The sequence below is a fragment of the Amycolatopsis sp. NPDC034160 genome (assembly GCF_055575355.1).
In genome coordinates this window covers 1-23,011 of sequence record NZ_JBVISU010000020.1, presented here as the reverse complement: position 1 = coordinate 23,011, position 23,011 = coordinate 1, and the positions used below count along the sequence as shown (strand labels likewise).

Sequence of the window (23,011 nt, the reverse complement as noted above, 5' to 3'; positions counted from 1 at the left end):
CTACATGGCCTCCAACGCCTTGATGAGGAAATTCATCTCAGCCGCCCTGTTCACCACGTCTCCGAACTCACCCGAATTGAACTTCTCTCGCGCGGACTTCGCCTGCTCAATCAGGTAGTTTCGCAGCTTCGGGTTACTCTTGATCGCCTCGATGGTCGCGGCGATCATATTGGGGGTAGCTTCCCCGTGGGTAAGGTGAATCGTTTTGCCCATAATACCGCCGACACCGTCCGGTTTGACGCTGACCTCGAGGCCATTGGTCAGCTTGACGTGAGCACCCTTCTCCACCCAGTCGCGGTCGACCGGCGAAACCCGCTCGATCTTACAGGCCGCCGCTTGGGCCGACAGTGATTGCGCTTCAGCCGACTTGACGGTGGGAGCACAAGCGTTCTTGAAGATATTCGCGAGTTTGCGACTCTTGTCGAGGACGAGACGACCTGCGGACGACGCTTCCAGGAACTTGACCAGACCACCGATGACCTTGGCGACAGCGGCGCTGACAGCCGGCAACTTGGCTATCAGTAAAACCAGCGACCCGACATTGATCACTGTCCACAGACAGGCTGCGACATCCCCTTCACCGAAGCAACGCTTAGCGTCATCAATGCCCAGGACACTAAGCAGGACCTCTCCGCCGACCTCCATTATATAGTCGATAACACTCTTCTTGGCGTCCTCGAAGGCTTGCCGGTACTGATCGAGCAACTCTTGCCCGCCCCAGTCCAACATCGCCTGTTCCTCTTCAGGAGATAGCCCTGGCCCCGCTTCGCCTGCCTGGATTTGCTGCTTGCGCTTTTCCTCTGCCGCCTTCCTCGCCGCTTCCTCGGCCCGGTCGGCAGCCTTCCCGGCGTCGACGGCGCTCGCCAGTGCGTTCCGTGCCGCTTCCGCCGCGTTGTCGGCATGCGTCTGAGCACTGGCGGCCGCCGCCTCGGCGGCGGTCGCGTCTGTCTCGGCTCGATCGGCCGCGCCTCGCGCGGCGGTGGCGTCGGCTTCGGCGGCGGTTGCCGCGGCTCGTGCGGCGGTGGCGTCGCGTTCGGCCGCGGCGGCGTTGCGACCGGCGATCGCGGCGTCGTTGTTCGCCGCGTTCGCGGCGGCTCGGGCCCTGCGCGCGTCTTCGCGTGCCTGTGCGTCCGCCTCGTTGGCTCTGGCGGCGGCCGCTCGTGCCGCTGCCCCGTCGACGGCCGCGTCCGCTGCCGCTTGCTGGGCTTCGGCAGCCGACTTCGCGGCGGCGGCGGACGATTTCGCGGCGGCGGCGGCCGCGGCGAACGCGGGCTTGACCTCGGCCGCAGCGCGGTCGGCCGCTTCCTGCGCCAGCCGCGCGGCATCGAGGGCTTCGGTGGCCCGCTTCTGTGCGGCCGCGGCTTGTTCGGCACCGACGGCCTTGGCCTGGTTGGCCACGAGCAGGACGAAGTCGGCGTCGAGATCCGAGCCGCTGAAGGGGGCGGCGACGGTGATCGCGGTGTTCGCCGGATCGGTGATCGCCTTCGACGAAGCCCTGGCCGCTGTCGCCGCCTGGACCGCCAGACCCGCTTGGGTCGCCGCGGAAACCGACTCCGCCGCCGCGGCGTCCGCCTCCGCCTTGGTGCGCTGCGCCGACCACAGGGCGTTCATGGCCTCCGCAGCGGCCTGCTGAGCGAGCGATTGCGCCGCACGGGCGGCCTCGGCCGCCTTCGTCTCGTTGAACGTCGCGTCGGACGCGGCCGCGTTGGCCTGCATCGCGGCCGCGTGCGTGGCCGCGGCCTCCGATTCCGCCGTGTTCGCGGCCGCGTTCGCCCTCGCCGCGGCGGCCGCCGCCTGCTGGGCGGCCGCACGGGCACGAGCCGCGTGCCTGGTGGCGTCCGTCGCCGCTGCCCGCGCGCCTGCCGCGGCACCGGTCGCTATGTTCGCCGAGTTACGAGCGGCACCCGCCGCTCCCCTGGCCGTACCGGCGTCGGCACGCGCCTGGTCCGCCGCGGACTGCGCCGCACCCGCGTGTTGTCCACCACGAGCAGCCGCCGCGGTGGCGTCGAGAGCAGCAGCACGAGCCTCTGCCGCTCTTTGGTCCCGTTCCGCCGCGTAAGCACGATCCCTTGCTTCGGCGGCCAGGCGCTCTTCGGTCCTCGCGTTGGTTTCGGCCGTCCCGGCGAGTCCATCGGCGGTCTCGGCCCCTCGGCGCGCGTCCGCCGCGATCCCGGCCTGACGGTCCGCCTCGCGGCGGGCGCTCTTGGCGACGGCGGCTTGTTGCTCCGCCCTGCCGCGAGCGCTGGCGGCCGCTGCCCGCTCGCGTTCGGCGACGGCGCGCGCCGCCGCGGCGTTCGCGGCCTCACGTTCGGCGGTGATCCGTGCGTTGCGGGTCCGTTCCGCCGCCTGCCATGCCCGCGACTCGGCGGCCTCGGCCGCTTGACGGGCCGCCTTCGTCCGCGAGGCGGCGTCCTTCGCCGCGTCTGCCTGCACTCGAGCGGCTTCCGCGATCTGCGCGGCCGTCCGGGCGTGTTCTTCGGCGTGCAGACGCCACTTCTTCGCTTCTTCCGCGTGACGCTCGGCCTTCTCCTGCGCGTCACGTGCCTGGTCGGTGAACGCCGTCGCGTCGATGGCGTGCTGAGCCGTCTCGGACGCGGCGACCGCGGCGCGGGCGGCCTCGGCCATGGCACCCGCCATCTGCGCCCACTGGACCCCGTAGGTCAACCCGGTGTCGACCAGGACGGTCGCTTGGACCTGCGCGGACGCGGAAGCCGCCTGCGCGTCGGTGGCGGCCTGCCTGGCATAGCCGAGCTGACGGGCCACCTCGGCCTTGACCTCGTCGAACGCGTTCGGCGGATGCTGCCCGCCCGCCGTGTTGGCGGCGAGGATCTGCGCGGCACGACGTGCTTCCGTACCGGCCGAGATCAGCGCGTTCGAGGACTTCTCCAGCGCACGGATCCCGTTGCCATGTGCCACGAGAAGAAGCCGTCGCGCCTGCGCCGCCCGCGCGGCCTTCTGCGCCAGGTCCGAGAGCTCTTCCGCGGCCTTTTCCCTGGCTTCTTGATCCCTCAGGAACTGTTCGCGTGCCTCGGCGTCGGCCTTCGCCGCGACCAGATAACCGGTCTTGAAGAACTCCGTGACCGCCGCGTCGCCAGCGTCCAGCGCGGCCTGGGCGGCTCGCTTGACCTCGGGGCCAGCCACCCCGAGCAGGGCCTGCAGCTTCGCGCGGTTCGCCGCCGCAGCCTCTTGCGCACCCTTGGCGGCCTGCTCGTCCCGCTGGCGGGCGACGTCCCCACCGTAAGCGAGGAACAGCTTGCGATCGGAATCAGACCCGGCGAGCACCCGCTCGACTTCAGCGTTGAAATTGGGGCCGCCCGTACCGCGCAAGGCCTGGACGTCCGCCAGGTTCTTCCGCGCTTCCGCTGCCTTGCGGTCGGCCGCGCGGGCCTTCGCCGCGGAAAGACCACGGTCCAAGAACTCCATGATCGCCGCGGTGCCCCCGACGGCGAGAGCGGCGGCCGCGGCCTCCCGGACCTCCTGGTCCTCGGCGAGTTCCGCGTTGTCGACCACGATCTGACGCAGCCGCGGGTCACCCCAATCGGGAACGCCCGTCCCGCCGTCCCACTCCCGATAGGGATCCGCCGGCATCGGCCGTGGCTCGGTGTTCACCGGTGGCGGTTCGGCCATCAGTCCCACGGACGGCGAACCCACCGCGACACCAGGTTGGACGAGACCTGCGAAAACGGCGAGTACCAGGAACGTGATCAAGAATCTTCGTGCGCGCGCCAAAACATCCCCCTCAATATGGATTCGGAATCAGGCAGGGCGGAAATCAATCAGCCTTCGGCGCGAACGCGCTGTTCACCGTCGCGCGCCTGCCGTAAAAGGTCGTTCCAGTACTGGGCCTGCTGCGCGGCCGCGGCCCGTTCGGCGTCCCAAGTGGACTGACCGGCCTCGGCGGGCGCGACGATCGCGGCCCAGTTCGGCCCGGACGCGGCGACCGCGGCCGCGTAAACCGCCGCCCAGTTGGCGGCCTGCTGCTCGGCGTGCCGCTGCGCGTCACCCCAATAGGAACGGGCCGGCGTCGTCTGCTCACCCACGGCCTGCCAAGCGCGGACAGCGGCGGCCTTTGCCTGTTCGGCAAGCTCTTCCGACGCCTCGCGTGCGACCTTCTCCGCGGCCGCCGCTTCCTCGACAAGACGATTGAGCGCCGCGCGCCACCGCATGTCGTTGTCCGCGCCGAGCTGCCGGTGCGTCTCGACGTCGAGCCGGGCACCGAACGCCCAACCCGCCGCGAAGAAGTCGACGAGATCACCATCGCTCGCACCGACCCGCGTCGCATACGCGGCACTGGCCCGCACCTGCGCGCCGGGATCGTTCACAGCCAGATCACGCACGAAGGCCCGATCCGCCTCCACCAACGCCCGTGCTTGCTCACCCTGAGCGTCTCGCGCGGCGGTGTCACGCAACTTCGCGGCCTCGAAGCCGCCATTGGCGAAGCGCTCCCGATCCGCATCGTCACGGCTGTTCACCGCATACGAAGCAGCCTTGTGCACCTCCGGCGCGAACTCGGCGGTGAACGCCGCCAGAACACGCTTCGCGAAGTCCATGTTGCGAGCTTTTCGCTCAGCCGAAAGCTTTACCGCGTAGTCGTAGCCACTCTCGACGAACTGCGCGACAGCCGCCTCCGGAGCGCTCGACAGCAGCGTCTGCCAAGCAGCGACACGTACCGGCGACCGCGGGTCCGACTTCGCCAAGTACTGCACCCAGACCCGATCGCCCGCCGTCGAAGCGACGGCGGCGACAGGGTTCGACCACATCGCCAGCACCGCGACGAACATCAGGCAAAGCGCACGTCTCAAGGCATGCTTGCGCATCTATGATCCCCCTCTTACCCACGGTCACCGTGCCGTAGCCGTACTGAACGTATGGGGGCGGAAGACAGGCCGTCTCTCAGAGAAAGATCACAGGACAGGTCTAGACAAATGCGTAACGCGGCGACCACGAAGAGCGATCACCGGCTTGTCAGCGCCGGATTCCGGCTTTGGACGCAGCCACAACTGCGTCATACGGATCTACGGAAAGCTTGGGCAGACACCCCCATCCCGACGGTCGTCCTGAAGACGACAGGATTCTGTCCACCCGATCACTAGCGGGCGTGTTTGGCGGCGTTGAGCGCGCTTCCGACGTCGGCCACTTCGAGTACCCGGATCCCCGGCGGGATCTTGCCGGAGTCCGGCGGCACCAGCGCGTAGGTGTAGCCGAGCCGGGCGGCCTCCGCGAGCCGCCGCGTGACGCTCGGCACCCGCCGGACCTCACCGGAAAGCCCGACCTCGCCCATCGCGACGAGTTTGGGCGAGAGGGGCGTGTCTCTCGCCGACGAGATCAGGGCGAGCACCACCGCCAGGTCGATCCCCGGCTCGGTGATCTTCATGCCGCCGACTGTCGCGACGTAGACGTCCTTGTCACCGACCTTGATGTTGGCCCGCTTCTCGACCACGGCCAGCACCATCGCCACCCGCGCCGAGTCGAGGCCGCTCACCGCGCGCCGGGGCTGCGGTGACTGGGTCGCCGAAACGAGTGCTTGCACCTCCCCCAGCAGCGGCCGCTTGCCCTCCATGGTCACCGTGACGGCGGTGCCCGCGACCGGCTCGGCGGTGTGGCTCAGGAACAGCCCGGACGGGTCGGGCACCCCGACGATGCCCTCCTCGACCAGTTCGAAGCAGCCGATCTCGTCGGCGGCGCCGAAGCGGTTCTTGATGCCGCGCAGCATCCGCAGCGTCGAATGTTTGTCGCCCTCGAACTGCAGGACGACGTCGACCAGATGTTCCAGCACCCGCGGCCCGGCGACCGAGCCGTCCTTCGTCACGTGACCGACCAGCACGATCGGCAGCCCGCGCTCCTTGGCCAGCGCGACCAGCCCGGAGGTGACCGCGCGGACCTGGGTGACCCCGCCCGGCGAACCCTCCACCTGAGGCGACGCCATGGTCTGGACCGAGTCGACGATCAGGACGCCGGGTTTGACGGCGTCGACGTGGCCGAGGATGGCGGAGAGATCACTCTCGGCGGCGAGGAACATCTCGTCGTGGACGTTGCCGGTGCGTTCGGCCCGCAGCCGGACCTGCCCCGCCGACTCCTCACCGGTGACGTACAGCGCGCGGCCGGCGGTGGCCGCCCATTGGTAGGCGACCTCCAGCAGGAGTGTCGACTTGCCGACACCGGGCTCACCGGCGAGCAGGATGACCGCGCCCGGCACGAATCCGCCGCCGAGCACGCGGTCCAGTTCGGAGACGCCGGTGGGTTTGGCGCGAGCCGTCTCCACGTCGACCTCGCCGATCGGGCGCGCCGGGGCACTGGGCGCGCCCGCCGCGACCCTGGCTATCGCGGGACGGGCGGTACCGCGCTCCTCGATCGTCCCCCATGCCTGGCATTCCGGGCAGCGCCCGACCCACTTCGGCGCCTCGTACCCGCATTCACCGCACCGGTAGGTACTGCCTTTCTTGACCACCCCGCGAGGCTAGCGGCCACCACCGACAAACCCCGGGACCGACGCAAGTACGTGAAGGCCCCCTTCAAGGCGCCTAGCGCCAGGGTCCCGACAAAGTCAGGATCAGGCGCTTCTGGGCGCCGACTCGGGTATCCATGTCGGCATGGAGCTTGCCGAGATCGACGATGAAGGAATCGGGACGTTGAGTGTCCCGATTCCTTCATCGTCGCGAGGCCAACCTGGGTGATCGGGGAAGATTCCGGCCGTTGAACGTCCGGAATCTTCCCCGCTCGAAGCCTGCCGGAGGTCGTGACCGACCTGACGTTGATCGACGGAGGATCGGGGACACTCAACATCCCGGATCCTCCGTCGTCGATCCCGCCGTCCGCTGGACCGCCACCCTCGGGCGAGTCAGGCGCAGAAAGAGCCCGGTCGGTGGCCAGCATCGCGCTATCCCGACTTTGCCGCGCCCCTGGGACCGACGTAAGTACGTGAAGGCCCCCTTCATTGCGCCTAGCGCAATGAAGGGGGCCTTCACGTACTTACGAAAGACTTAGTGCCCGCCGCCCTCGGCCTTGGGCTTTTCCGGCGCGGGTGCCCGGCTGCCCGGGTGCGACGGAGCCGCGACCGGCAGGTCCACGGTGACGGAACCGGAGTTCTTGAAGACGAAGGTGACCTTGATGGTCTGGCCCGCCCACACCGGCTGCTTCAGGCCCTGCAGCACGACCGTGGCCTTGCCCACCTGGTCCGGGGTGTTGGACGGCTCCGGGCCGGCCGACGGCGTGACCGTCCCGGCGACGCTCGACGACGGGGCGCCAGAGGAGGACGGGGCTCCTGAGGAAGACGGGGCTCCCGAGGACGGCGGCGCGGAGGGGGCACTCGTCGGAGCGACCTCCTTGGTCGACTCGACCGCGTCGGACGGGCCGATCACGAGCGCGTGGCTCGAGACGATGGCCTTGGCCCCCGAGATCTTGGCGTCACCGGTGGCGACGTCGGAGGTGACCGAGACGAGCTCGTCGTCCTGCTTGCCCTGGTTCACGATGGTCAGCGTCAGCGGCACGGCGGCTCCGGCCGGGTACGCCTGGCCTTCTTCCGGGAACTGAAGCGCGGCGTTCCGCAGCACCAGGTCCTTCGCCTGCGCGTACGTCCCGTTGACCGCGGGCTGCTGCGAGTCGGTCTGGGTGATCTGACCAGCACCGCAGCCGGCGAGCACGAGCGCGGCACCGAGCGCCAGCACACCTGCGCCGAACACGCGACGATTCTGCAGCCTCACGTCGGAGTCCTTCCATCTCACGGCCTCTTCACCGCGAAGACTAGCCGGGCGGCTTCGCGGGCGGAGAACCCGGTGCGTGTTGACACGCCACCAATGCGGTGACGTGCCCAAGATCAACCGTCCACAAAGGATTTGGAAATCGTTCGCTTCTCACCTGCATGAGCATGGGCGAATTGAGTTTGTCAACCCCCGGGCGGACCACCGTCAGGCCGCTGACCTGCGACGACGATCGCAGGCCACTAGGTGGGCTTCGTCGGCACGTGCTAAGATGAATTCAGCGAAAGGGGCAGAGGACACATGGTTTTCAAGGTCGGAGAGACCGTCGTCTACCCGCACCACGGTGCCGCACTCATCGAAGCCATCGAAACCCGCGTGATCAAGGGCGAGGAGAAGAAGTACCTCGTCCTCAAAGTCGCGCAAGGGGATCTTACGGTTCGCGTGCCCGCTGACAACGCCGAGATCGTCGGCGTTCGCGATGTCGTCGGGCAAGAAGGACTGGACAAGGTTTTCGACGTTCTGCGTGCTCCGCACACCGAAGAGCCCACTAACTGGTCTCGTCGGTACAAGGCCAACCTCGAGAAGCTCGCCTCCGGCGATGTGAACAAGGTGGCCGAAGTGGTGCGCGACCTCTGGCGGCGAGAGAAGGACCGCGGACTTTCAGCCGGCGAGAAGCGCATGCTGGCGAAGGCGCGGCAAATTCTGGTCAGCGAGCTCGCGCTCGCGGAGGGCACCGACGAGGACAAGGCTGAAGTCCTCCTCGACGAAGTTCTGGAAACCGCGGCAGTCTGAACCTGCGGGTGTCCCGCGCCAGGTGAGGCTGCGGGGGATACCTCTACGATCGCGCACATATGAGCACCGTCCCTATGAGCACGATCGTGTTCGTCACTGCCGTTTATCACCATGCCTCCGACGCGGAGCTCGCTCTCGCGCCGGTCAATGGTGAAGCGCTACTCACGCACACCGTGCGGGGGCTGCTCGCGCTGCCGGATCTCGATCTGGTGGTCGTGGCGGCCCCCGAGCGGTGTGCTCAGTTGTTTTCGGCCGCTCTGATCGACTTCCCGGAGCGTTGCCGGATAGTACCCGGCTCGTCACTCCACCATGTTTTCGACTCCGTCGAAAAAGACATCGCCGGAAATCCCGTCTTTCTCTTGCACGACGCTTTGCGGGCTTTCACGCCCGCCGACACGGTCCGTGCCGTCGCGGACGCGGTCCGTGCGGGTGCGCCTTCGGTGGTTCCCGTACTACCGATGGCTGACACCGTGAAGGTGACCGACGCGACAAAGGTCATCACAGGCACCGAGGACCGCGCATATCTGCGCACGGCGCAAACCCCGCTCGGCTTCACTCGTGAGACTTTTCTCTCTTATGTCGACAAACCGTCCCTCGACGGCGCGCACACCGTCGCCGGGCATCCCGACGCGATGCGGGTCACCAACTCGTTCGAACTGAAACTGGCCGAGGCGATCGCTTCCGCCGGGGACCAAGAAGAAACCCTGTGATCGGCTCGCGCCGCGGCACCCGCGTGGGCCGAAGAGCGCGCGGGGCGGCCGTGAGGCCCCGCCATCGCGGCGGCAGGGCGCCTCTCCCCGTTCCCGAGGTAAGTCACTAACGTGCGCCCTGGCGACGCGATCGCGGTCGCGCGCAAACAGGCGAAAAAGAGGAGTGCTGTGAGGATCGGGAACGGCGTCGACGTCCATCCCATCGAGGCAGGCCGCGAATGCTGGATCGCCGGTCTTCTCTGGCCCGGCGTCGACGGCTGCGCCGGGCATTCCGACGGCGACGTCGCGGCGCACGCGCTGTGCGACGCGCTGCTGTCCGCGGCCGGACTCGGTGACCTCGGAGCGGTCTTCGGCACCGGCGACCCGCGGTGGGCGGGCAAGCACGGCGTCGAGTTCCTCGCCGAGGCGCGACGCCTGGTCGAGGCGGGCGGCTGGACCGTCGGCAACGCGACCGTCCAGATCGTGGGCAACGCGCCGCGCGTCGGGAAGCGCCGAGAAGAGGCGCAGAAGGTGCTGAGCGAGGCCGTCGGCGGACCGGTGAGTGTCTCCGGGACGACGACCGACGGACTCGGCCTGACCGGACGCGGGGAAGGCATCGCCGCGTTCGCGACGGCGTTGCTGCTGCCCTCGCAGGAATAGGGCTTGCCGGAGGCCGGTTTTCCCCTGGCATGGCAGTCACACTTCCCGAACCGGTCCGCGAACTGGTGAACGGCAAGAACTTCGCGACCGTGGCCACGCTGGACGCCGACGGCGGCCCGCAGACCTCGGTCGTCTGGGTGGGTCTCGACGACGGCGATCTGGTCTTCAGTGCCACCGAAGACCGGCTGAAGGTGCGGAACCTGCGGCGCGATCCGCGCGCGAGCGTGTCCATCACCGACGCCGGGAACCCGTACCGGCACACGCAGCTGCGGGGCACGGTCACGATCACCCCCGATCCCGGCAAAGAACTCTCGAAGGCGTTGAGCCACAAGTACCTCGGCCAGGACCCGCCGCCGGAGGGCCCGGAGGTCGAGCGGGTGATCGTCCGCCTGCGGGTGGACAGGATCGCCGGGAACGTTCGTTGACAGGCCGTGTCCTGTGAGTCTGTTCGATGGTCTCCGTGCCGCCAGGGGCCGCCTGGGCGCGGAGACCGCGAACACGAGTTGCGGGATACGGCCTAGGCTCTCGCCATGGGTGTGACTTTCAACGACGCGACCAAGAAACTCCTCGACGGCAACAACTTCCCCGTCCTCGCCACCATCAACGCCGACGGCTCCGCGCAGACGTCCGTGCTGTGGGCGAAGCGGGACGGCGACACGGTGGTCTTCGCGACCGTCCGCGGCCGTCTCAAGGAGCGGAACATGGCCAGGGACCCGCGGGTGTCCGTGTCGGTGTTCGACCAGGAGAACCCGTACGACTACGTCGAGATCCGCGGCACCGTGGAGATGACCGACGAGGGCGGGCGCGAGCTGATCAACGAGCTCTCGCACAAGTACCTCGGCAAGGACTACCCCGAGGAGCCGGCGGACGTCGTCCGCGTGCTGGTCCGGATCACGCCCACCAAGATCACCGGCAACGCCGCCTGACCCCTTCGCGGCGTGAGATGAACGGGACTTTCATTACGAAATTTGAGATGAAAGTCCCGTTCATCTCACCGGCAGAGAGAGGCGCAGGTCCCACGATCGTGGCTAGTGTGGGGCTCGTGACCTTTCGCGCTGTGTTGTTCGACTTCTCCGGCACGATCTTCCGGCTCGAGCAGGACGAGACCTGGCTCGCCGACCTCACCGATCACGAGGGTGAACGCCTCGACGTCGAGGCCCAGACCGAATTGATGCGCCGGATGACCGCGCCGGTCGGTCAGGTCGTCGACCTCGACGAGGAACACCTGCACGCCTGGAACCACCGCGATCGTGACCCGGTGCTGCACCGCAAGGTGTATCTCGAGGTCCTCAAGCGGTCCGGCGTCCCGCACGCCGACCAGGCCGTCGCGCTCTACACGCGGCTGATCGATCCCAGCCAGTGGACGCCGTACCCGGACACCGAGGCCGTCCTCAAGGGCGTCTCCGGCAAGGGCGTGAAGCTCGGGGTGCTGAGCAACATCGCCTTCGACATCCGCCCCGCGTTCAGCCGCCGGGGCTGGGACGCCTTCGTCGACGAGTTCATCCTGTCGTTCGAGGTCGGGGCGGTGAAGCCGGAGCCGGAGATCTTCCGGACGGCCGTCGAGCGGCTCGGCGTCGACCCGGCGGAGACGCTCATGATCGGCGACAGCGACGAGGCCGACGGCGCCGCACGCGAGATCGGCTGCGCGTTCGCGCTGGTAGAGCCGCTGCCGACGACCGAGCGGCCGGACGCTCTCCTCAGCGCCCTGCGTGCCCATAACGTGCTGTAATACGGTCACTGCGACGCCGCTCACGCGGACCCCGTACCCTTTTAGGGTGGCACTACACCTCTATGACACCGCGACCCGGAGCGTGCGGGAATTCCATCCCGCCCGTAGCGGAACGGCGTCCATGTACGTGTGTGGTGCCACCGTGCAGGGCGTACCCCATATCGGCCACGTCCGCGGTGCCCTGAACTACGACGTCTTGCGCCGCTGGCTCGTCCACAGTGGACTAGACGTGCTGATGGTCCGCAACGTCACCGACATCGACGACAAGATCCTCACCAAGGCCGCCGACGCCGGCCGCCCGTGGTGGGAGTGGGCGGCCACGCACGAGCGCGCCTTCGAGTCGGCGTACGAGTCGCTCGGTTGCCTGCCGCCTTCGATCGCCCCACGGGCGACAGGGCATGTCACGCAGATGATCGAGTTGATGCAGCGGCTGATCGACGGCGGGCACGCGTACGCCTCGGGCGGCGACGTGTACTTCTCGGTCAAGGCGTTCGACGGCTACGGCGACCTGTCCGGGCAGAAGCTCGACGAGGTCCAGCAGGGCGAGAGCCTCGGCGAGGGCAAGCGCGACCCGCGCGACTTCACGCTGTGGAAGAGCGCGAAGCCGGGTGAGCCGTCGTGGCCGACACCGTGGGGTGAAGGCCGCCCCGGCTGGCACCTCGAGTGCTCGGCGATGGCGACGGCGTACCTCGGTGCCGAGTTCGACATCCACGGCGGCGGCGTCGACCTGGTCTTCCCGCACCACGAGAACGAGCGCGCCCAGTCGAACGCGGCGGGTGACCCGTTCGCGCGGTTCTGGCTGCACAACGCCTGGGTGACCTTGTCCGGCGAGAAGATGTCGAAGTCGCTGGGCAACACGGTCTCGATCCCGGAGATGCTCAAGAACTACCGGGCGCCCGAACTGCGGTACTACCTGGTCCAGCCGCATTACCGGTCGACGATCGAGTACTCCGACGGAGCACTCGCCGAAGCCGCGCAGGGCTACCGGAGGATCGAGCAGTTCCTTCGGCGCACCGCCGGTAGCGCCGGCGCGGTCGGCCTCGGCGAGGTCCCGGCGGACTTCGCCGCCGCGCTCGACGACGATCTCGCCACCCCGCACGCGTTCGCAGTGCTGCACAACACGGTCCGCGACGGTAACGCGGCACTCGACGCGGCCGACAATTCCAAGGCACTCGAAATCGCCGCCTCCGTGCGCGCGATGGTCGACGTGCTCGGCCTCGACCCGCTCTCCGCGCGCTGGTCCGAGGCGGGCGGAAACGAAACGCCCACCCGGCAGGCGCTGTCCGAACTCGTGGAAAGCCTGCTCGCCGAACGGCAGCAGGCCCGCGCCGAGAAGGACTTCGTCCGTGCGGACGCCGCGCGTGACCGCCTCCAGCAGGCGGGCATCGTGGTGGAAGACACCCCGAACGGTCCACAGTGGACTGTCAAGGACGTCTGACACTTACTCGGTTTCTAGCTCAAGGATTCTCACTGATGGCAGGCAACTCCCGGCGCCAGGGCGCTATTCGCAAGCCCGGCACGAAGAAGGGTCAGGTCGTCGGTTCCGGCGGCCAGCGCCGGAAGGGCCTCGAAGGCAAGGGCCCGACCCCCAAGGCCGAGGACCGGCCAGGGCACAAGGCGTACCGCATGTCGAACGCGCGGGACCGCAAGGAACAGGCGCGCCAGAAGAAGGCGGACAAGCCGGAATTGATCGCCGGGCGCAACCCGGTGGTCGAAGCCCTGCGCGCCGACGTGCCGACCACCGCGCTGTACGTCGCGGTGAACATCGAGATCGACGACCGCGTCAACGAGGCCGTCCGGCTCGCCGGTGACAAGGGCATCTCGATCCTCGAGATCCCGCGCGAGGAACTCGACCGCAAGACCAACCGGGCCATGCACCAGGGCCTCGGCCTGCAGGTCCCGCCGTTCGAGTACGCGCACCCCGGCGACCTGATGACGGCGGCGAAGGACTCCGGCAACACGCCGCTGTTCGTCGCGCTCGACGGCGTCACCGATCCACGCAACCTCGGCGCGGTGATCCGCTCGGCCGCCGCGTTCGGCGCGCACGGCGTCCTCCTGCCGGAGCGGCGGAGCGCGGGGATGACCGCGGTGGCGTGGCGGACCAGCGCCGGCACCGCCGCCAAGCTGCCGATCGCCGTCGCGACCAACCTCACCCGCCAGCTCAAGGCGTGGAAGGAAGACGGCCTGATGGTCGTCGGCCTCGACGCGGACGGCTCGGTCGACATCGACGCACTCGACGTCGCGGCGGACCCGCTGGTCATCGTGCTCGGCTCGGAGGGCCGCGGCCTTTCCCGGCTGGTGCGCGAGACCTGCGACGCGACCGTGTCGATCCCGATGGCGGCCGGTGTCGAGTCGCTCAACGCGTCCGTCGCGGCAGGCGTGCTCCTCGCCGAGGTGGCGCGCCGTCGTCGTCTCGCGGGACGTGTCTGACCGCGCACTTCGTCGACAAGGTGCGGGGCGCGCAGGCTAAGGTCACCAGCGGATAACGCGTAACCGCCCTGGGGGACCCCGCACCGATGTCGTTCATTTCGCCGCTGTTCCTGTGGTACTTCATGCCGGCGGTGCTGCTCGCCGTCCTGGTGTGCCCGCGCGGCTGGCGGAACGGCATCGTCGCGGTCGGCAGCCTGATCTTCTACGCCACCGGCGCCGGGCCGTACACGCTGGTGCTGATCGGCTGCATGGTGGTCAACTTCCTGGCCGGGCCCGCGCTGGAGCCGAACGCCTGGGATCTGCAGAACAAACGGCGTAAGCGGCTGCTGCTCGGCGTCATCGGCCTCAACGTCGGCATGCTGCTGATCTGGAAGTACGCGGGGTTCGCGACGGAGCAGATCGCGGCCGTGACGCAGTGGTTCGGCGGCGGCTTCCCGGTGGCCGACCTGGTCATCCCGATCGGCATCTCGTTCTACACCTTCCACCACATCTCGTACGTTGTGGACATCTACCGCGGTGAACGCCGGGCGCTGCGCGATCCGGTGTCGTTCGCCGCGTACATCGCGATGTTCCCGCAGCTGGTCGCCGGGCCGATCGTGCGGTACCGCGAGATCGCCGACCAGCTGCCGCAACAGCGGTCCCACCGCCTCGACGACATCGCCGCCGGTTTCCCGCGTTTCGCGCTCGGATTGTGCAAGAAGACGATCATCGCCGACTCGCTCAGCCCGATGGTGGACGCGTGTTTCACCACGCCACCGGATCAGATGACCTTCGCGATCGCCTGGCTCGGCGCGATCGGCTACACCCTTCAGTTGTTCTTCGACTTCTCCGGCTACTCCGACATGGCGATCGGACTCGGCCGCATGCTCGGCTTCCGGCTCCCGGAGAACTTCGCGCGGCCGTACTCGTCGGTGACCATCACCGAGTTCTGGCGACGCTGGCACATGTCGCTGTCGCGCTGGTTCCGCGACTACGTCTACATCCCGCTGGGCGGCAACCGCACCGGCGCCGGGCATACGTACCGGAACTTGTGCATCGTGTTCGTGCTGACCGGGTTCTGGCACGGCGCGGAGTGGACGTTCCTGATCTGGGGCATTTACCACGGCGCGCTGCTGATCGTGGAACGCGCTTTCGGCTACGACATCACCCCGAAGACCCAGGCCGCCCGCATCGGGCGCCGCGCGCTGACCCTCGTGCTCGTCGTCTTCGGCTGGGTGTTCTTCCGCGCCAAGGACCTGCCGCACGCGCTCGGCATGATCGGGCACATGGTGCTGCCGGACTTCACCGGCCTCACCGACGTCGTCGAGGGCGCGGTGACCAACCAGCGGCTGATCATCCTGCTGTGCGCGCTCGCGATCGTGTTCCTGCCCGCGCATCCGGTGACCGGGCCGCTGCTGGAGTCCTCACGAAGCCGCCCGGCCACCGCGCTGCGGATCGGGGTGATGACGGTGGGACTGGTGTACGCGGCCATCCTGATCGCGACCGGCACGTTCAGCCCGTTCCTGTACTACCAGTTCTGAGGGAGCCCGCGCATGACCGAACCGACCAATCTGGCCAAGATGCCGGGCGTGATCCCGTACGTCGACAACCACGACGGTCCCCGCCGCCTGCTCACCATCGAGGTACCTCCCTTCGGTTCCCTGGGAAGGATTTACGTGCCTTTCGTGAGCATCGACGGCAGGCAATACGTGGTCTCGTGGGGTTCGATCACGTTCGAGGTCCCCGCCGACCGGAACGTGCACGTCAGCGCGCATCTGCACACCAACTACGGGTCCGGGGCGTCAGCGACGCCGTACGCCTCGATCGTCCTGGCTCCGCATCAGGAGCCGGTCCGGCTGACCACCCAGTTCACCTCGACCGGCGGTTCGATGTTCCCGGTCGGCTAGCTTGGCCGCATGACCGACGGCTGGAAGCGGGACCGGATCGGTTCGGCGCTACGCGGTGAAAATCCCACCGTGCTGCGACGGCTGGACACGGGCTTCGCGGTGATCGGCGACACGCAGTTCCTGCCGGGTTACTGCGTCCTGCTGACCGACACACCCGGCGTCGGCCGCTTGACCGATCTGCCGCGGGCACGGCGGCTGGAGTTCTTGGCGGACATGGAGTCGCTCGGCGAAGCGGTCGAAAACGTCTGCGCGCGAAGGGATCCGGCCTTTCGCAGGGTGAACCTGGAGATCCTCGGCAACACCGACCCGTTCCTGCACGCGCATGTCTGGCCGCGCTACGACTGGGAACCGGCGGACGTGGTCGGGCGTCCGGTCTGGCTGTATCCGATGGAGAACTGGGCCGTGCCACTCGGGCCTCAGCACGACTCTCTGCGGTCCGAGCTGACCGCGGAGATCGACAGGCTGCGGGCCTGAGTACCCGGGGAGCGCCCCGCCGCCGAAACCGGCGACGGGGCGCTGTCTCAGACGAGACCGGTCAGCAGGTCGGCGAAGACCCGCGGCCGGCTGAAGTAGCCCACGTGCGACGAGGCCAGGGTGTGCACCTCGAACGGGTTGTGCGGAGTCAACTCGTCGGCCTTGCGGATCATGTAGTCCTGGACCGCCGGAGTGATGCTGAAATCCTCAGTGAGCCGGACGTAGGTATGGGAGACACGTCCCCATCCGTCCGCCTGAATCAGCGCACCCGGTTCGAGCACCGCGTAGTTCTCGTCCGGATCCAGTGAGTCCAGCAACAGCCGGAACTGGTGATCGGTGGAGTCAGCCATGATGGCGGCCTTCAGCTCGGCGAACAAGGCCGGGTCACCGTGGGCACTACGCCAGTTCAGCCGGGCCACGCCGGGTTCGTCCACGTCCGGCACGGTGATCCGCGCCGCGAGGGCGTCCAGCAGATTGTCGTCGACCACATCCCACGGTTCGGTGAGCATGGCCGGGTCGCTGAGACAGAGCGCGGAGAGGTAGACGACCCGGTCGAGCAGTTCCGGCGCGGCATTGGCGACGGCGCTGATCGTCAACCCTCCGAGACTGTTGCCGACCAGGACCATCGGTCCCCCGTCGGCGAGCCGTCGCAGGGTGTCCACCACGTGCTTCACGTTGTCCTGCAACGTGACTCCGCGCAGCGGGGAGGGAGCGGCCGCCAGCGCCGTGAGGTCCTGAGGTTGCCGGTAGTAGGCGGCCGGGCTGTCCGCGAGGTCGCCGTGGCCGGGCAGGTCGACGGCGTGTGAGCGGTACCCCAGCAGAGCCAGCTCGTTCTGCAACGGGCCCCAGGCCCGTGCGTTACTGGAACCGCCGTGAACGAAAACGAAAACGGGGCGCGAATCTGCGCGCATGATGAAGATCCTTGTCATCCCTTGGCGAACGGTGGACGTGGACCTCGAAGCCGACGAGAGGCGGCATCGGGTCAGCGCGCCGGCCGGATGCGAATGGCCTGCCAAGTGTGGATGACGGAACACATACCGATCACCTTAGCCGGAAGCGCCGCCGGACGCCCCCGATTTACCGGTACCGGAAATCGGCAGGCCGTGGGCCGCGTCGAGTACGAGCTGAGCGAATTCCTTGCCGCGCACCATCGGCAGGTAGTGCCCCGCTTTGGGGACGTTGACCAGCCTGCCGTCGGCGCAGACGTCGAGGAACCGGCGTTCGTGGCGGCGGAAGTGGTCGCGGGAGCCGTTGATGAGCCACGTCGGCCCCGGGTATGTCCTTAGTTCCGAGAGAACGTCGAAGTCGGCGAGAGCCTCGGCGACATCCGGGATCACCTCGGTCGCGATGCCGCCGGTGATCACGGCCTCGGCGAGTTTCGGCGGCAAGACGCTCCGGAACTGCCACCGGCTCAGCCGTTCACCCCGGTCCGGTAACCGCATGAGCAAGCGGTGCGCGACGCGGAAAGGTGTCTCCAGTGTCCGGCCGGGCAGGTAGGTCGAGTCCGCGACGACAAGGCCCGCGACGCGTTCCGGATGCCGTGCCGCCGCGGCGATCGCGACGTAGCCACCGAGGGAGTGCCCGACGACCAGGGCGGGTTCGTCGATGGCTTCGACGACGGCGTCCGCCGCCGCGGCCAAAGTGAACCGCTCGCCGCGACGGAGGCCATGGCCAGGCAGATCGACCGCTTTCGCGGGATGTCCGAGCAGTTCGAGTTGCTCGGTCCAGGCGGCGCGGCTGAGCCGGATGCCGTGGACGAACAGGACGGGGACCATGGATTACCTCCAGTATGCAACGCACCGTTGCGTTGCAAAGTACCCGTGCTCACAGTGCAACGCAACGGTGCGTTGTATTCTTCGGGAGTGAGCGTCCAGAACGGTCCCCGTAAGGCCGAGGCGATCTTCGCCGCCACCCTCGAACTGCTGGCCGAGCATGGCTACGACAAGCTCGCCATCGAGGCCGTCGCCGCCCGGTCCGGCGTCAACAAGACGACGCTGTACCGGTGGTGGCCGTCGAAGGACGCGCTTCTGGCCGCCGCCCTGCGCGATTCGGGACTGTTCGCCGTCGACATCCCCGACACCGGCAGTCTCCGCGGCGATCTCCTCGCCGTGGCAACGCAAATTCACCGGTTGCTGACGTCGGAGCACACCGCGCCGGTCGTCACGGCGACATTGACCGCGGGCCCCCGCCGCCCGGAACTCGGCGAGGTGGCACGAAGCTTCTTCGCTGACCGGATGGCGCGCGAAGAGCCGATCTTCGAACGCGCCGCCGCCAGAGGCGAACTGCGCCCCGGGGTCGATCCGGTCGTGGTGATGGATCTGCTCGCGGGGGCGATCTGGTTCCGGCTACTGCTGCGTGGCGGCGAAGCCGGTCCGAAATTTCTCGAAGAAGCCGTCGACACAGTACTGAACGGGGTCGCATGAAAATCGCGTTGAAGATCGAATCCGAGCGGCTCGAAGATTATCTCGTCGCCGACGCGGTCGTCGATCACGGGCATCCACTGATCCGCGAAACGGCTGACCGGCTGGCACCGACCGGCGGCACCGAGGTCGACGTGATTCGTTCGATGTTTCACTTCGTGCGCGACGACATCGCCCATACGGTGGATGCCGCCGATTCGCGCGTCACTCTTATGGCCTCCGCGGTTCTGCGCGAGCGGGTGGGCCTCTGCTATGCGAAGTCCCATCTGCTGGCCGCTTTGCTTCGCAGCCAAGGCATCCCGGCCGGGTTCTGTTATCAGCGCATCGGCGTCCTGCACGGCCTCAACGGCGTGTACCTCGCTGGTCTGGACCGGTGGATCCGGCTCGACCCGAGGGGCAACAAAAATGGTGCGGACGCCCATTTTTGCCTGGAGGATGAGCGACTCGCGTGGACGCTCGACCCCGCCCGAGGAGAGATCGACTTCCCGACGGTGTACGCCGCACCGTCTTCGGCCGTTGTCGAAACACTCTCGTCGGCGACGCCCGGTCCCGCGTGGCACGAAGGAATCCTTCCGCACGCTCCGTGAGTGGTTTTTCCGTGATCCGGCGAAACCTCCGATGCGAAAGCGGTATCGCCGAGCGTCACCCTCGCTGTTGGGATCTTTCCCCCGAATTTCTTATTTCGACATTGTCACGAGGCGCGTAGAGTAACTCCCCGCACTCAAACCGACACGCAATGCGTTCGTCCGTTCGAGTGCGGATCAAGGAGGTGACCCCCGTGCCCGCGGAAGCCGACCGGCTCCGCCGTACCCCACTGCAAGAGATCTTCTGGACCAGGACAAGTCTGCTGCTCACCGTACTGGTCGTCGTCGCGGGCCTCAGCCTGTGGATCTCCAGCATGATGGATCCCGGCGCCGGCAGAACGCTGCTCACTTCACTGGGCACCGGCACGCTGATCTCCGCGGTGGTCGGCTTCGGCCAGACCCTGATCACCGCCACCGCGTCCCAACGCGCGATGGTGACCCCGGTGATCGAGGAGAGCCGCCGCGCGCTGGAAGCACTCAGCGCCGAATACCGTTCGCTCAACAAGGAATTCTTCCCCACCCACGTCTTCGAGGCGACCACCGACCCGGATCCGTTGTTCAACCGGGTCATGACCGAAGACCTCGCCGTGACCCGGCACTACTTCTTCCGCGGATTTTCCGGCAGGCATGCCGCGGCCCGGTTGCTGTTGTCCCGCACCGAAAGGGAGCTTCGCGTGGTCATCGCCGACCCGCGCGACGAGGGCGCCATCAGCGGCAGGGCGCGGTATCTCCTGCGCAGCGAGGAAGCGGGCATGGACTACGAGACGATCCAGAAGCGGCTCGACGACGAGATCAGCATCGGCCTGGTCGGACTGTTCCTGGCCCGCAGCCGGTGTTCGCTGGTGGACATCACCGTCGTCGCCGATCCGCCACTGGACCGGCTCGAAGTCTTCGACGAAAGCGTTTGGGTGACCTTGTACAGCGACATCCGCGGCGCGACCACGCTGTATCCGCGAACGTTGCGGTTCAGCGAAGGCTCCTTCCTGTACAACAAGGAACGCTCGGAATTCCTGCGGGTGTCCCAATCCCGGTTCGGGCGGCACTTCCGCATCTCCACCTCGACGACGAGGGCGGATTTCCTGGCCCTGTACGAAAAGATCACCGGCTCTCCCCTGTCCGAAGAGAACTTCCTGGACCTGGAAGCGAAATTCCACGCCTTCCGGAAGGAGTTCACCACACTCGCCGAGCTGAACCCCTGACCTCTCGGCGCCGAAAAGCACTAGAACTGAGGAGCTGAAGTTGCTCACTCGTTTGTCCCCCCTCACCCAGCTGGCCGCGTTGCTCCGCACCACGGATCTTCCGCTGGCGCAGCATTGGCAAGTCGTCGACGAGATCTTCCGGGACTGGACCTCGAGACCGGATCTGCGCACCGATCTCCGGCGGCATCTGGATTCGCTGAGCCCGGACGAGGCGAGCGCGGTTCTCGGTCGATCCCGCGAAACGACCACCCATTTCGCCTGGTGCCTGCTCGACTCCCCGACGGATCCCTTTTCGATCTGGCTTCACGAGTACAAGGCACCGGAGGACTGGCGCGAAGGTTACGCCGACTCCGTGCACAACCACAGATATCACTTCTGCACCACGCTCCTCCGCGGTAACTATGTCCACGAGCGCTACTCGACCCTGCGAGATCAACTTTCCGGATTGATCACATCGGTTCGGTTACGACGTAGCACGCTGTGTCAGGCGGGGTCGGTAGGCGTCATGTACGCGGACGAGTTCCATCGGATTCCCGAAGCCTCCGAAGGAACTATGACGTTTCTGGTGAAATCACGCCCAGTAAGCGAGTTCAGTCTTTCCTATGACCCGAAGACGGGAATCGGGCATCGTCACGTTCCGGTCGAGGTCCGATTGGGGGACCTGGCCGCCCGCATCTAACTACACACCGCCGTCGAAGGCGCATACCATTACTCCACCCGAAAGCGGGATCGGAGAGGTGTATGCGCGCGCGAAAGAGCACGATTCCTTCCCAGACCATCGACGCCGTCGAGCAACGTGTCCGGCAACTGTGCTGGAGATATGCGGACAAACTGCAGTTCCACGGCTGGCACCACGTGAGTTTCGTCCGGGCGAAGGCCGCGGGATTCGCCGAGCACAACGGTGCCGATCGCACCGTCGTCGAGGTGGCGGCACTGGTGCACGACGTGAACTACATCGTGCTCCGGAACTCCCCCGCGGCCGCCGGGCGAGATCTCCGGATGGGCATCCTGCGGGAATGCGGCGTCGACGACACCGTGGCGCGGTGGATCGACGACATCGTCGACGAGGCCGAAATGGCCACCCGCGGCCGTCACATCTCGCTGGAGGCGCAGGCGTTGAGCGACGCCGACACGCTGTTCAAGGCGCTACCGGTGACACCCGTCGTGCTCGCCCACCGCTATCTGCGGGAGAACGGGCTGAGCCTGCGCGAATTGGCGCACAAGATCGTCGGCGAGCAGCGGGACGTCCACGACAGTGGCTACTACTTTTACAACCCGAAGGCCGCCGAGACCTACTCCCGGTGGGCGCTGGCGAATCTTCAGCTGTGGCAATGCATCAAGGAAGCCGTCGACGATCCGACGGTCGTCGAGCTCCTTGACGCGGTGCACGCCGTGGACGGTATGGACTTCGAAGCGGAACCGGCGGCTTCCTAACGCTGTCCGTCAGGAGGTCTTCATGTGCGGTTCCGCGTGGGTCGTGAGTGATAATGAGGGTTAGAACGACCCAAATCACTCACGACCCTTTGCCGGGCCCCTGAGGCTGTCCGTAGCCGCGGAGTTTCTCCACGACGTGCTCGATCTCGGCCGGAGGGAGCAGGTTCGGTGTGCCCGCCGCCCGCGCCGTCAGCCAAACCCGGCAGACCCATTCGAGCTGCTGGGCCCGGCTGTACGCGGAGCCGAGGCTGTCGCCGAAGGTGATCGTGCCGTGGTTGGCCAGCAGACAGCCTCTGCGGCCCGCCAAGGCCTCCAGCATGGCCCTGGCGAGCTCTTCGGTGCCGTATGTCGCGTAGGACGCGACGCGGGCCGTCGGGCCGATCGCGGCGAGCATGTAGTGGATCGGCGGCACCTCGTCGACGAGGGTGGAGACGGCCGTGGCGTGCACGGAGTGGGTGTGCACCACGGCGGAGACCGCCTTGCCGTCCGGATCCGCCGCCTCCCGGTACACGGTGAGATGCATCGGGAGTTCGCTGGTCGGTTCGAGCGAGCCGTCGGCGACCTCGCCGTCGAGGTGGACCACCGGCACGTCTTCCGGCCGGAGCCCGGCGTAGCCGACCCCGGTCGGGGTCACCGCGACCAAGTGGCCCCGTCTCGCGGAGACGTTGCCGGACGTGCCGACCACGAGTCCGTCCGTCGTCATCAGGCGGGCGAATTCGCAGACCGCCGCGCGTTCTTCGGCCAGGATCATCGGTCAAGAATGACGTACCGGTGCAGGTGGTCGTGAGTGGTAATGACGGCTATTGAGTGGTAAGGCAAAGGTGTCGTGTTCGGGAGGGCCTGTGAGACGTTGGACGTCAGGCTTCAGCACTGGGCCGTGGCGTCCCGAAGGTGTCGCGAAAGCCACTTTCGGGACATTACATGTCCTGAAAGTGGCTTTCGCGACACGGGCAGCGGGCGTCGCCTTCGCGGGAACGCGCACCGCATAGGTGGCATGCCCTGGGGTCAGGCTTGGTG

At 67.5% G+C, this 23,011-nt stretch carries 23 protein-coding genes; 16 read left to right on the top strand and 7 right to left on the bottom strand.

All coding sequences use genetic code 11. The features are described from left to right. The 4 genes from ACZ54P_RS31150 to ACZ54P_RS31135 form a co-directional block, all read right to left on the bottom strand. Positions 1-3,708 (bottom strand): ALF repeat-containing protein, encoded by a 3,708-nt coding sequence (locus ACZ54P_RS31150; protein ID WP_465465161.1) that lies wholly within the window; start codon positions 3,706-3,708, stop codon positions 1-3. A 68-nt stretch (positions 3,709-3,776) separates the two neighbouring features. Continuing rightward, on the bottom strand, positions 3,777-4,817 hold the full coding sequence (locus tag ACZ54P_RS31145) for a hypothetical protein (RefSeq protein ID WP_465465160.1): 1,041 nt from the start codon (positions 4,815-4,817) through the stop codon (positions 3,777-3,779). A gap of 272 nt (positions 4,818-5,089) precedes the next feature. Beyond that, the gene (gene radA, locus ACZ54P_RS31140) at positions 5,090-6,448 is read right to left on the bottom strand and encodes a DNA repair protein RadA (RefSeq protein ID WP_465465159.1); all 1,359 of its coding nucleotides are present in this window, start codon (positions 6,446-6,448) and stop codon (positions 5,090-5,092) included. A gap of 532 nt (positions 6,449-6,980) precedes the next feature. Next, a complete protein-coding gene (locus ACZ54P_RS31135; RefSeq protein ID WP_465465158.1) occupies positions 6,981-7,700 on the bottom strand; it encodes a copper chaperone PCu(A)C domain-containing protein in 720 nt (239 codons plus the stop codon). A gap of 297 nt (positions 7,701-7,997) precedes the next feature. Between ACZ54P_RS31135 and ACZ54P_RS31130 the strand changes: the two genes are divergently transcribed. The 11 genes from ACZ54P_RS31130 to ACZ54P_RS31080 all read left to right on the top strand — a co-directional run bounded on the left by ACZ54P_RS31130 (position 7,998) and on the right by ACZ54P_RS31080 (position 16,357). Beyond that, positions 7,998-8,489, top strand: coding sequence for a CarD family transcriptional regulator (locus ACZ54P_RS31130; protein WP_005165253.1), 492 nt, complete (start codon positions 7,998-8,000; stop codon positions 8,487-8,489). Between the two features lie 74 nt (positions 8,490-8,563). Beyond that, entirely contained in the window at positions 8,564-9,199 is a 636-nt protein-coding gene (locus tag ACZ54P_RS31125) for an IspD/TarI family cytidylyltransferase (protein WP_465465157.1), read from the top strand. Between the two features lie 168 nt (positions 9,200-9,367). Further along, entirely contained in the window at positions 9,368-9,838 is a 471-nt protein-coding gene (gene ispF, locus ACZ54P_RS31120) for a 2-C-methyl-D-erythritol 2,4-cyclodiphosphate synthase (protein WP_005165257.1), read from the top strand. A 29-nt stretch (positions 9,839-9,867) separates the two neighbouring features. After that, on the top strand, positions 9,868-10,263 hold the full coding sequence (locus ACZ54P_RS31115) for a PPOX class F420-dependent oxidoreductase (protein WP_465465156.1): 396 nt from the start codon (positions 9,868-9,870) through the stop codon (positions 10,261-10,263). A gap of 105 nt (positions 10,264-10,368) precedes the next feature. Continuing rightward, complete coding sequence (locus ACZ54P_RS31110) at positions 10,369-10,764, top strand: PPOX class F420-dependent oxidoreductase (protein ID WP_034310197.1); 396 nt, start codon at positions 10,369-10,371, stop codon at positions 10,762-10,764. Positions 10,765-10,880: 116 nt separating this feature from the next. Continuing rightward, a complete protein-coding gene (locus ACZ54P_RS31105; protein ID WP_465465155.1) occupies positions 10,881-11,567 on the top strand; it encodes an HAD family hydrolase in 687 nt (228 codons plus the stop codon). 46 nt (positions 11,568-11,613) lie between these two features. Then, a complete protein-coding gene (gene cysS / locus ACZ54P_RS31100) occupies positions 11,614-13,005 on the top strand; it encodes a cysteine--tRNA ligase (RefSeq protein ID WP_465465154.1) in 1,392 nt (463 codons plus the stop codon). Between the two features lie 35 nt (positions 13,006-13,040). Further along, entirely contained in the window at positions 13,041-13,997 is a 957-nt protein-coding gene (gene rlmB / locus ACZ54P_RS31095) for a 23S rRNA (guanosine(2251)-2'-O)-methyltransferase RlmB (protein ID WP_465465153.1), read from the top strand. 86 nt (positions 13,998-14,083) lie between these two features. Next, the gene (locus ACZ54P_RS31090) at positions 14,084-15,517 is read left to right on the top strand and encodes an MBOAT family O-acyltransferase (RefSeq protein ID WP_465465152.1); all 1,434 of its coding nucleotides are present in this window, start codon (positions 14,084-14,086) and stop codon (positions 15,515-15,517) included. 12 nt (positions 15,518-15,529) lie between these two features. Further along, positions 15,530-15,883 carry a hypothetical protein gene (locus ACZ54P_RS31085; RefSeq protein WP_465465151.1) on the top strand — a complete coding sequence of 118 codons (354 nt, stop codon included), beginning with the start codon at positions 15,530-15,532 and terminating at the stop codon, positions 15,881-15,883. Positions 15,884-15,892: 9 nt separating this feature from the next. Next, positions 15,893-16,357: an HIT family protein gene (locus tag ACZ54P_RS31080; RefSeq protein WP_465465150.1), complete on the top strand. Its 465-nt coding sequence runs from the start codon at positions 15,893-15,895 to the stop codon at positions 16,355-16,357. Positions 16,358-16,404: 47 nt separating this feature from the next. On the opposite strand, the gene ACZ54P_RS31075 is transcribed toward ACZ54P_RS31080, so the two are convergent. Both ACZ54P_RS31075 and ACZ54P_RS31070 read right to left on the bottom strand, forming a co-directional pair. Further along, positions 16,405-17,268, bottom strand: coding sequence for an alpha/beta hydrolase (locus ACZ54P_RS31075; protein WP_465465149.1), 864 nt, complete (start codon positions 17,266-17,268; stop codon positions 16,405-16,407). Positions 17,269-17,403: 135 nt separating this feature from the next. Then, the gene (locus ACZ54P_RS31070) at positions 17,404-18,132 is read right to left on the bottom strand and encodes an alpha/beta fold hydrolase (protein WP_465465148.1); all 729 of its coding nucleotides are present in this window, start codon (positions 18,130-18,132) and stop codon (positions 17,404-17,406) included. A gap of 87 nt (positions 18,133-18,219) precedes the next feature. On the opposite strand from ACZ54P_RS31070, the gene ACZ54P_RS31065 reads away from it, so the two are divergent. From ACZ54P_RS31065 to ACZ54P_RS31045, 5 genes are all read left to right on the top strand, one after another. After that, positions 18,220-18,780 (top strand): TetR/AcrR family transcriptional regulator, encoded by a 561-nt coding sequence (locus ACZ54P_RS31065; RefSeq protein WP_465465147.1) that lies wholly within the window; start codon positions 18,220-18,222, stop codon positions 18,778-18,780. Beyond that, positions 18,777-19,364: a transglutaminase-like domain-containing protein gene (locus tag ACZ54P_RS31060; RefSeq protein ID WP_465465146.1), complete on the top strand. Its 588-nt coding sequence runs from the start codon at positions 18,777-18,779 to the stop codon at positions 19,362-19,364. The genes ACZ54P_RS31065 and ACZ54P_RS31060 overlap by 4 nt, the downstream gene beginning before the upstream one ends. 149 nt (positions 19,365-19,513) lie before the next feature. Continuing rightward, positions 19,514-20,560, top strand: coding sequence for a hypothetical protein (locus tag ACZ54P_RS31055; protein WP_465465145.1), 1,047 nt, complete (start codon positions 19,514-19,516; stop codon positions 20,558-20,560). A 40-nt stretch (positions 20,561-20,600) separates the two neighbouring features. After that, positions 20,601-21,239 (top strand): hypothetical protein, encoded by a 639-nt coding sequence (locus ACZ54P_RS31050; RefSeq protein WP_465465144.1) that lies wholly within the window; start codon positions 20,601-20,603, stop codon positions 21,237-21,239. A 62-nt stretch (positions 21,240-21,301) separates the two neighbouring features. Continuing rightward, positions 21,302-21,994 (top strand): HD domain-containing protein, encoded by a 693-nt coding sequence (locus ACZ54P_RS31045; RefSeq protein WP_465465143.1) that lies wholly within the window; start codon positions 21,302-21,304, stop codon positions 21,992-21,994. A gap of 79 nt (positions 21,995-22,073) precedes the next feature. Here the strand turns inward: ACZ54P_RS31045 and ACZ54P_RS31040 are convergent, their stop codons facing one another. Then, positions 22,074-22,745: a class II aldolase/adducin family protein gene (locus tag ACZ54P_RS31040; protein ID WP_465465142.1), complete on the bottom strand. Its 672-nt coding sequence runs from the start codon at positions 22,743-22,745 to the stop codon at positions 22,074-22,076. Positions 22,746-23,011 lie beyond the last annotated feature (266 nt).

Bases quoted from the DNA above. Each gene is read 5' to 3' on its own strand.
- ACZ54P_RS31125 (WP_465465157.1), top strand. From the start codon at position 8,564: ATGAGCACGATCGTGTTCGTCACTGCCGTTTATCACCATGCCTCCGAC.
- ACZ54P_RS31110 (WP_034310197.1), top strand. From the start codon at position 10,369: ATGGGTGTGACTTTCAACGACGCGACCAAGAAACTCCTCGACGGCAAC.
- ACZ54P_RS31075 (WP_465465149.1), bottom strand. From the start codon at position 17,268: ATGCGCGCAGATTCGCGCCCCGTTTTCGTTTTCGTTCACGGCGGTTCC.
- ACZ54P_RS31080 (WP_465465150.1), top strand. From the start codon at position 15,893: ATGACCGACGGCTGGAAGCGGGACCGGATCGGTTCGGCGCTACGCGGT.
- ACZ54P_RS31055 (WP_465465145.1), top strand. From the start codon at position 19,514: ATGCGTTCGTCCGTTCGAGTGCGGATCAAGGAGGTGACCCCCGTGCCC.
- ACZ54P_RS31115 (WP_465465156.1), top strand. From the start codon at position 9,868: ATGGCAGTCACACTTCCCGAACCGGTCCGCGAACTGGTGAACGGCAAG.
- ACZ54P_RS31085 (WP_465465151.1), top strand. From the start codon at position 15,530: ATGACCGAACCGACCAATCTGGCCAAGATGCCGGGCGTGATCCCGTAC.
- ACZ54P_RS31090 (WP_465465152.1), top strand. From the start codon at position 14,084: ATGTCGTTCATTTCGCCGCTGTTCCTGTGGTACTTCATGCCGGCGGTG.
- ACZ54P_RS31070 (WP_465465148.1), bottom strand. From the start codon at position 18,132: ATGGTCCCCGTCCTGTTCGTCCACGGCATCCGGCTCAGCCGCGCCGCC.
- ACZ54P_RS31040 (WP_465465142.1), bottom strand. From the start codon at position 22,745: ATGATCCTGGCCGAAGAACGCGCGGCGGTCTGCGAATTCGCCCGCCTG.
- ACZ54P_RS31060 (WP_465465146.1), top strand. From the start codon at position 18,777: ATGAAAATCGCGTTGAAGATCGAATCCGAGCGGCTCGAAGATTATCTC.
- rlmB (WP_465465153.1), top strand. From the start codon at position 13,041: ATGGCAGGCAACTCCCGGCGCCAGGGCGCTATTCGCAAGCCCGGCACG.
- ACZ54P_RS31045 (WP_465465143.1), top strand. From the start codon at position 21,302: ATGCGCGCGCGAAAGAGCACGATTCCTTCCCAGACCATCGACGCCGTC.
- ACZ54P_RS31145 (WP_465465160.1), bottom strand. From the start codon at position 4,817: ATGCGCAAGCATGCCTTGAGACGTGCGCTTTGCCTGATGTTCGTCGCG.
- ACZ54P_RS31130 (WP_005165253.1), top strand. From the start codon at position 7,998: ATGGTTTTCAAGGTCGGAGAGACCGTCGTCTACCCGCACCACGGTGCC.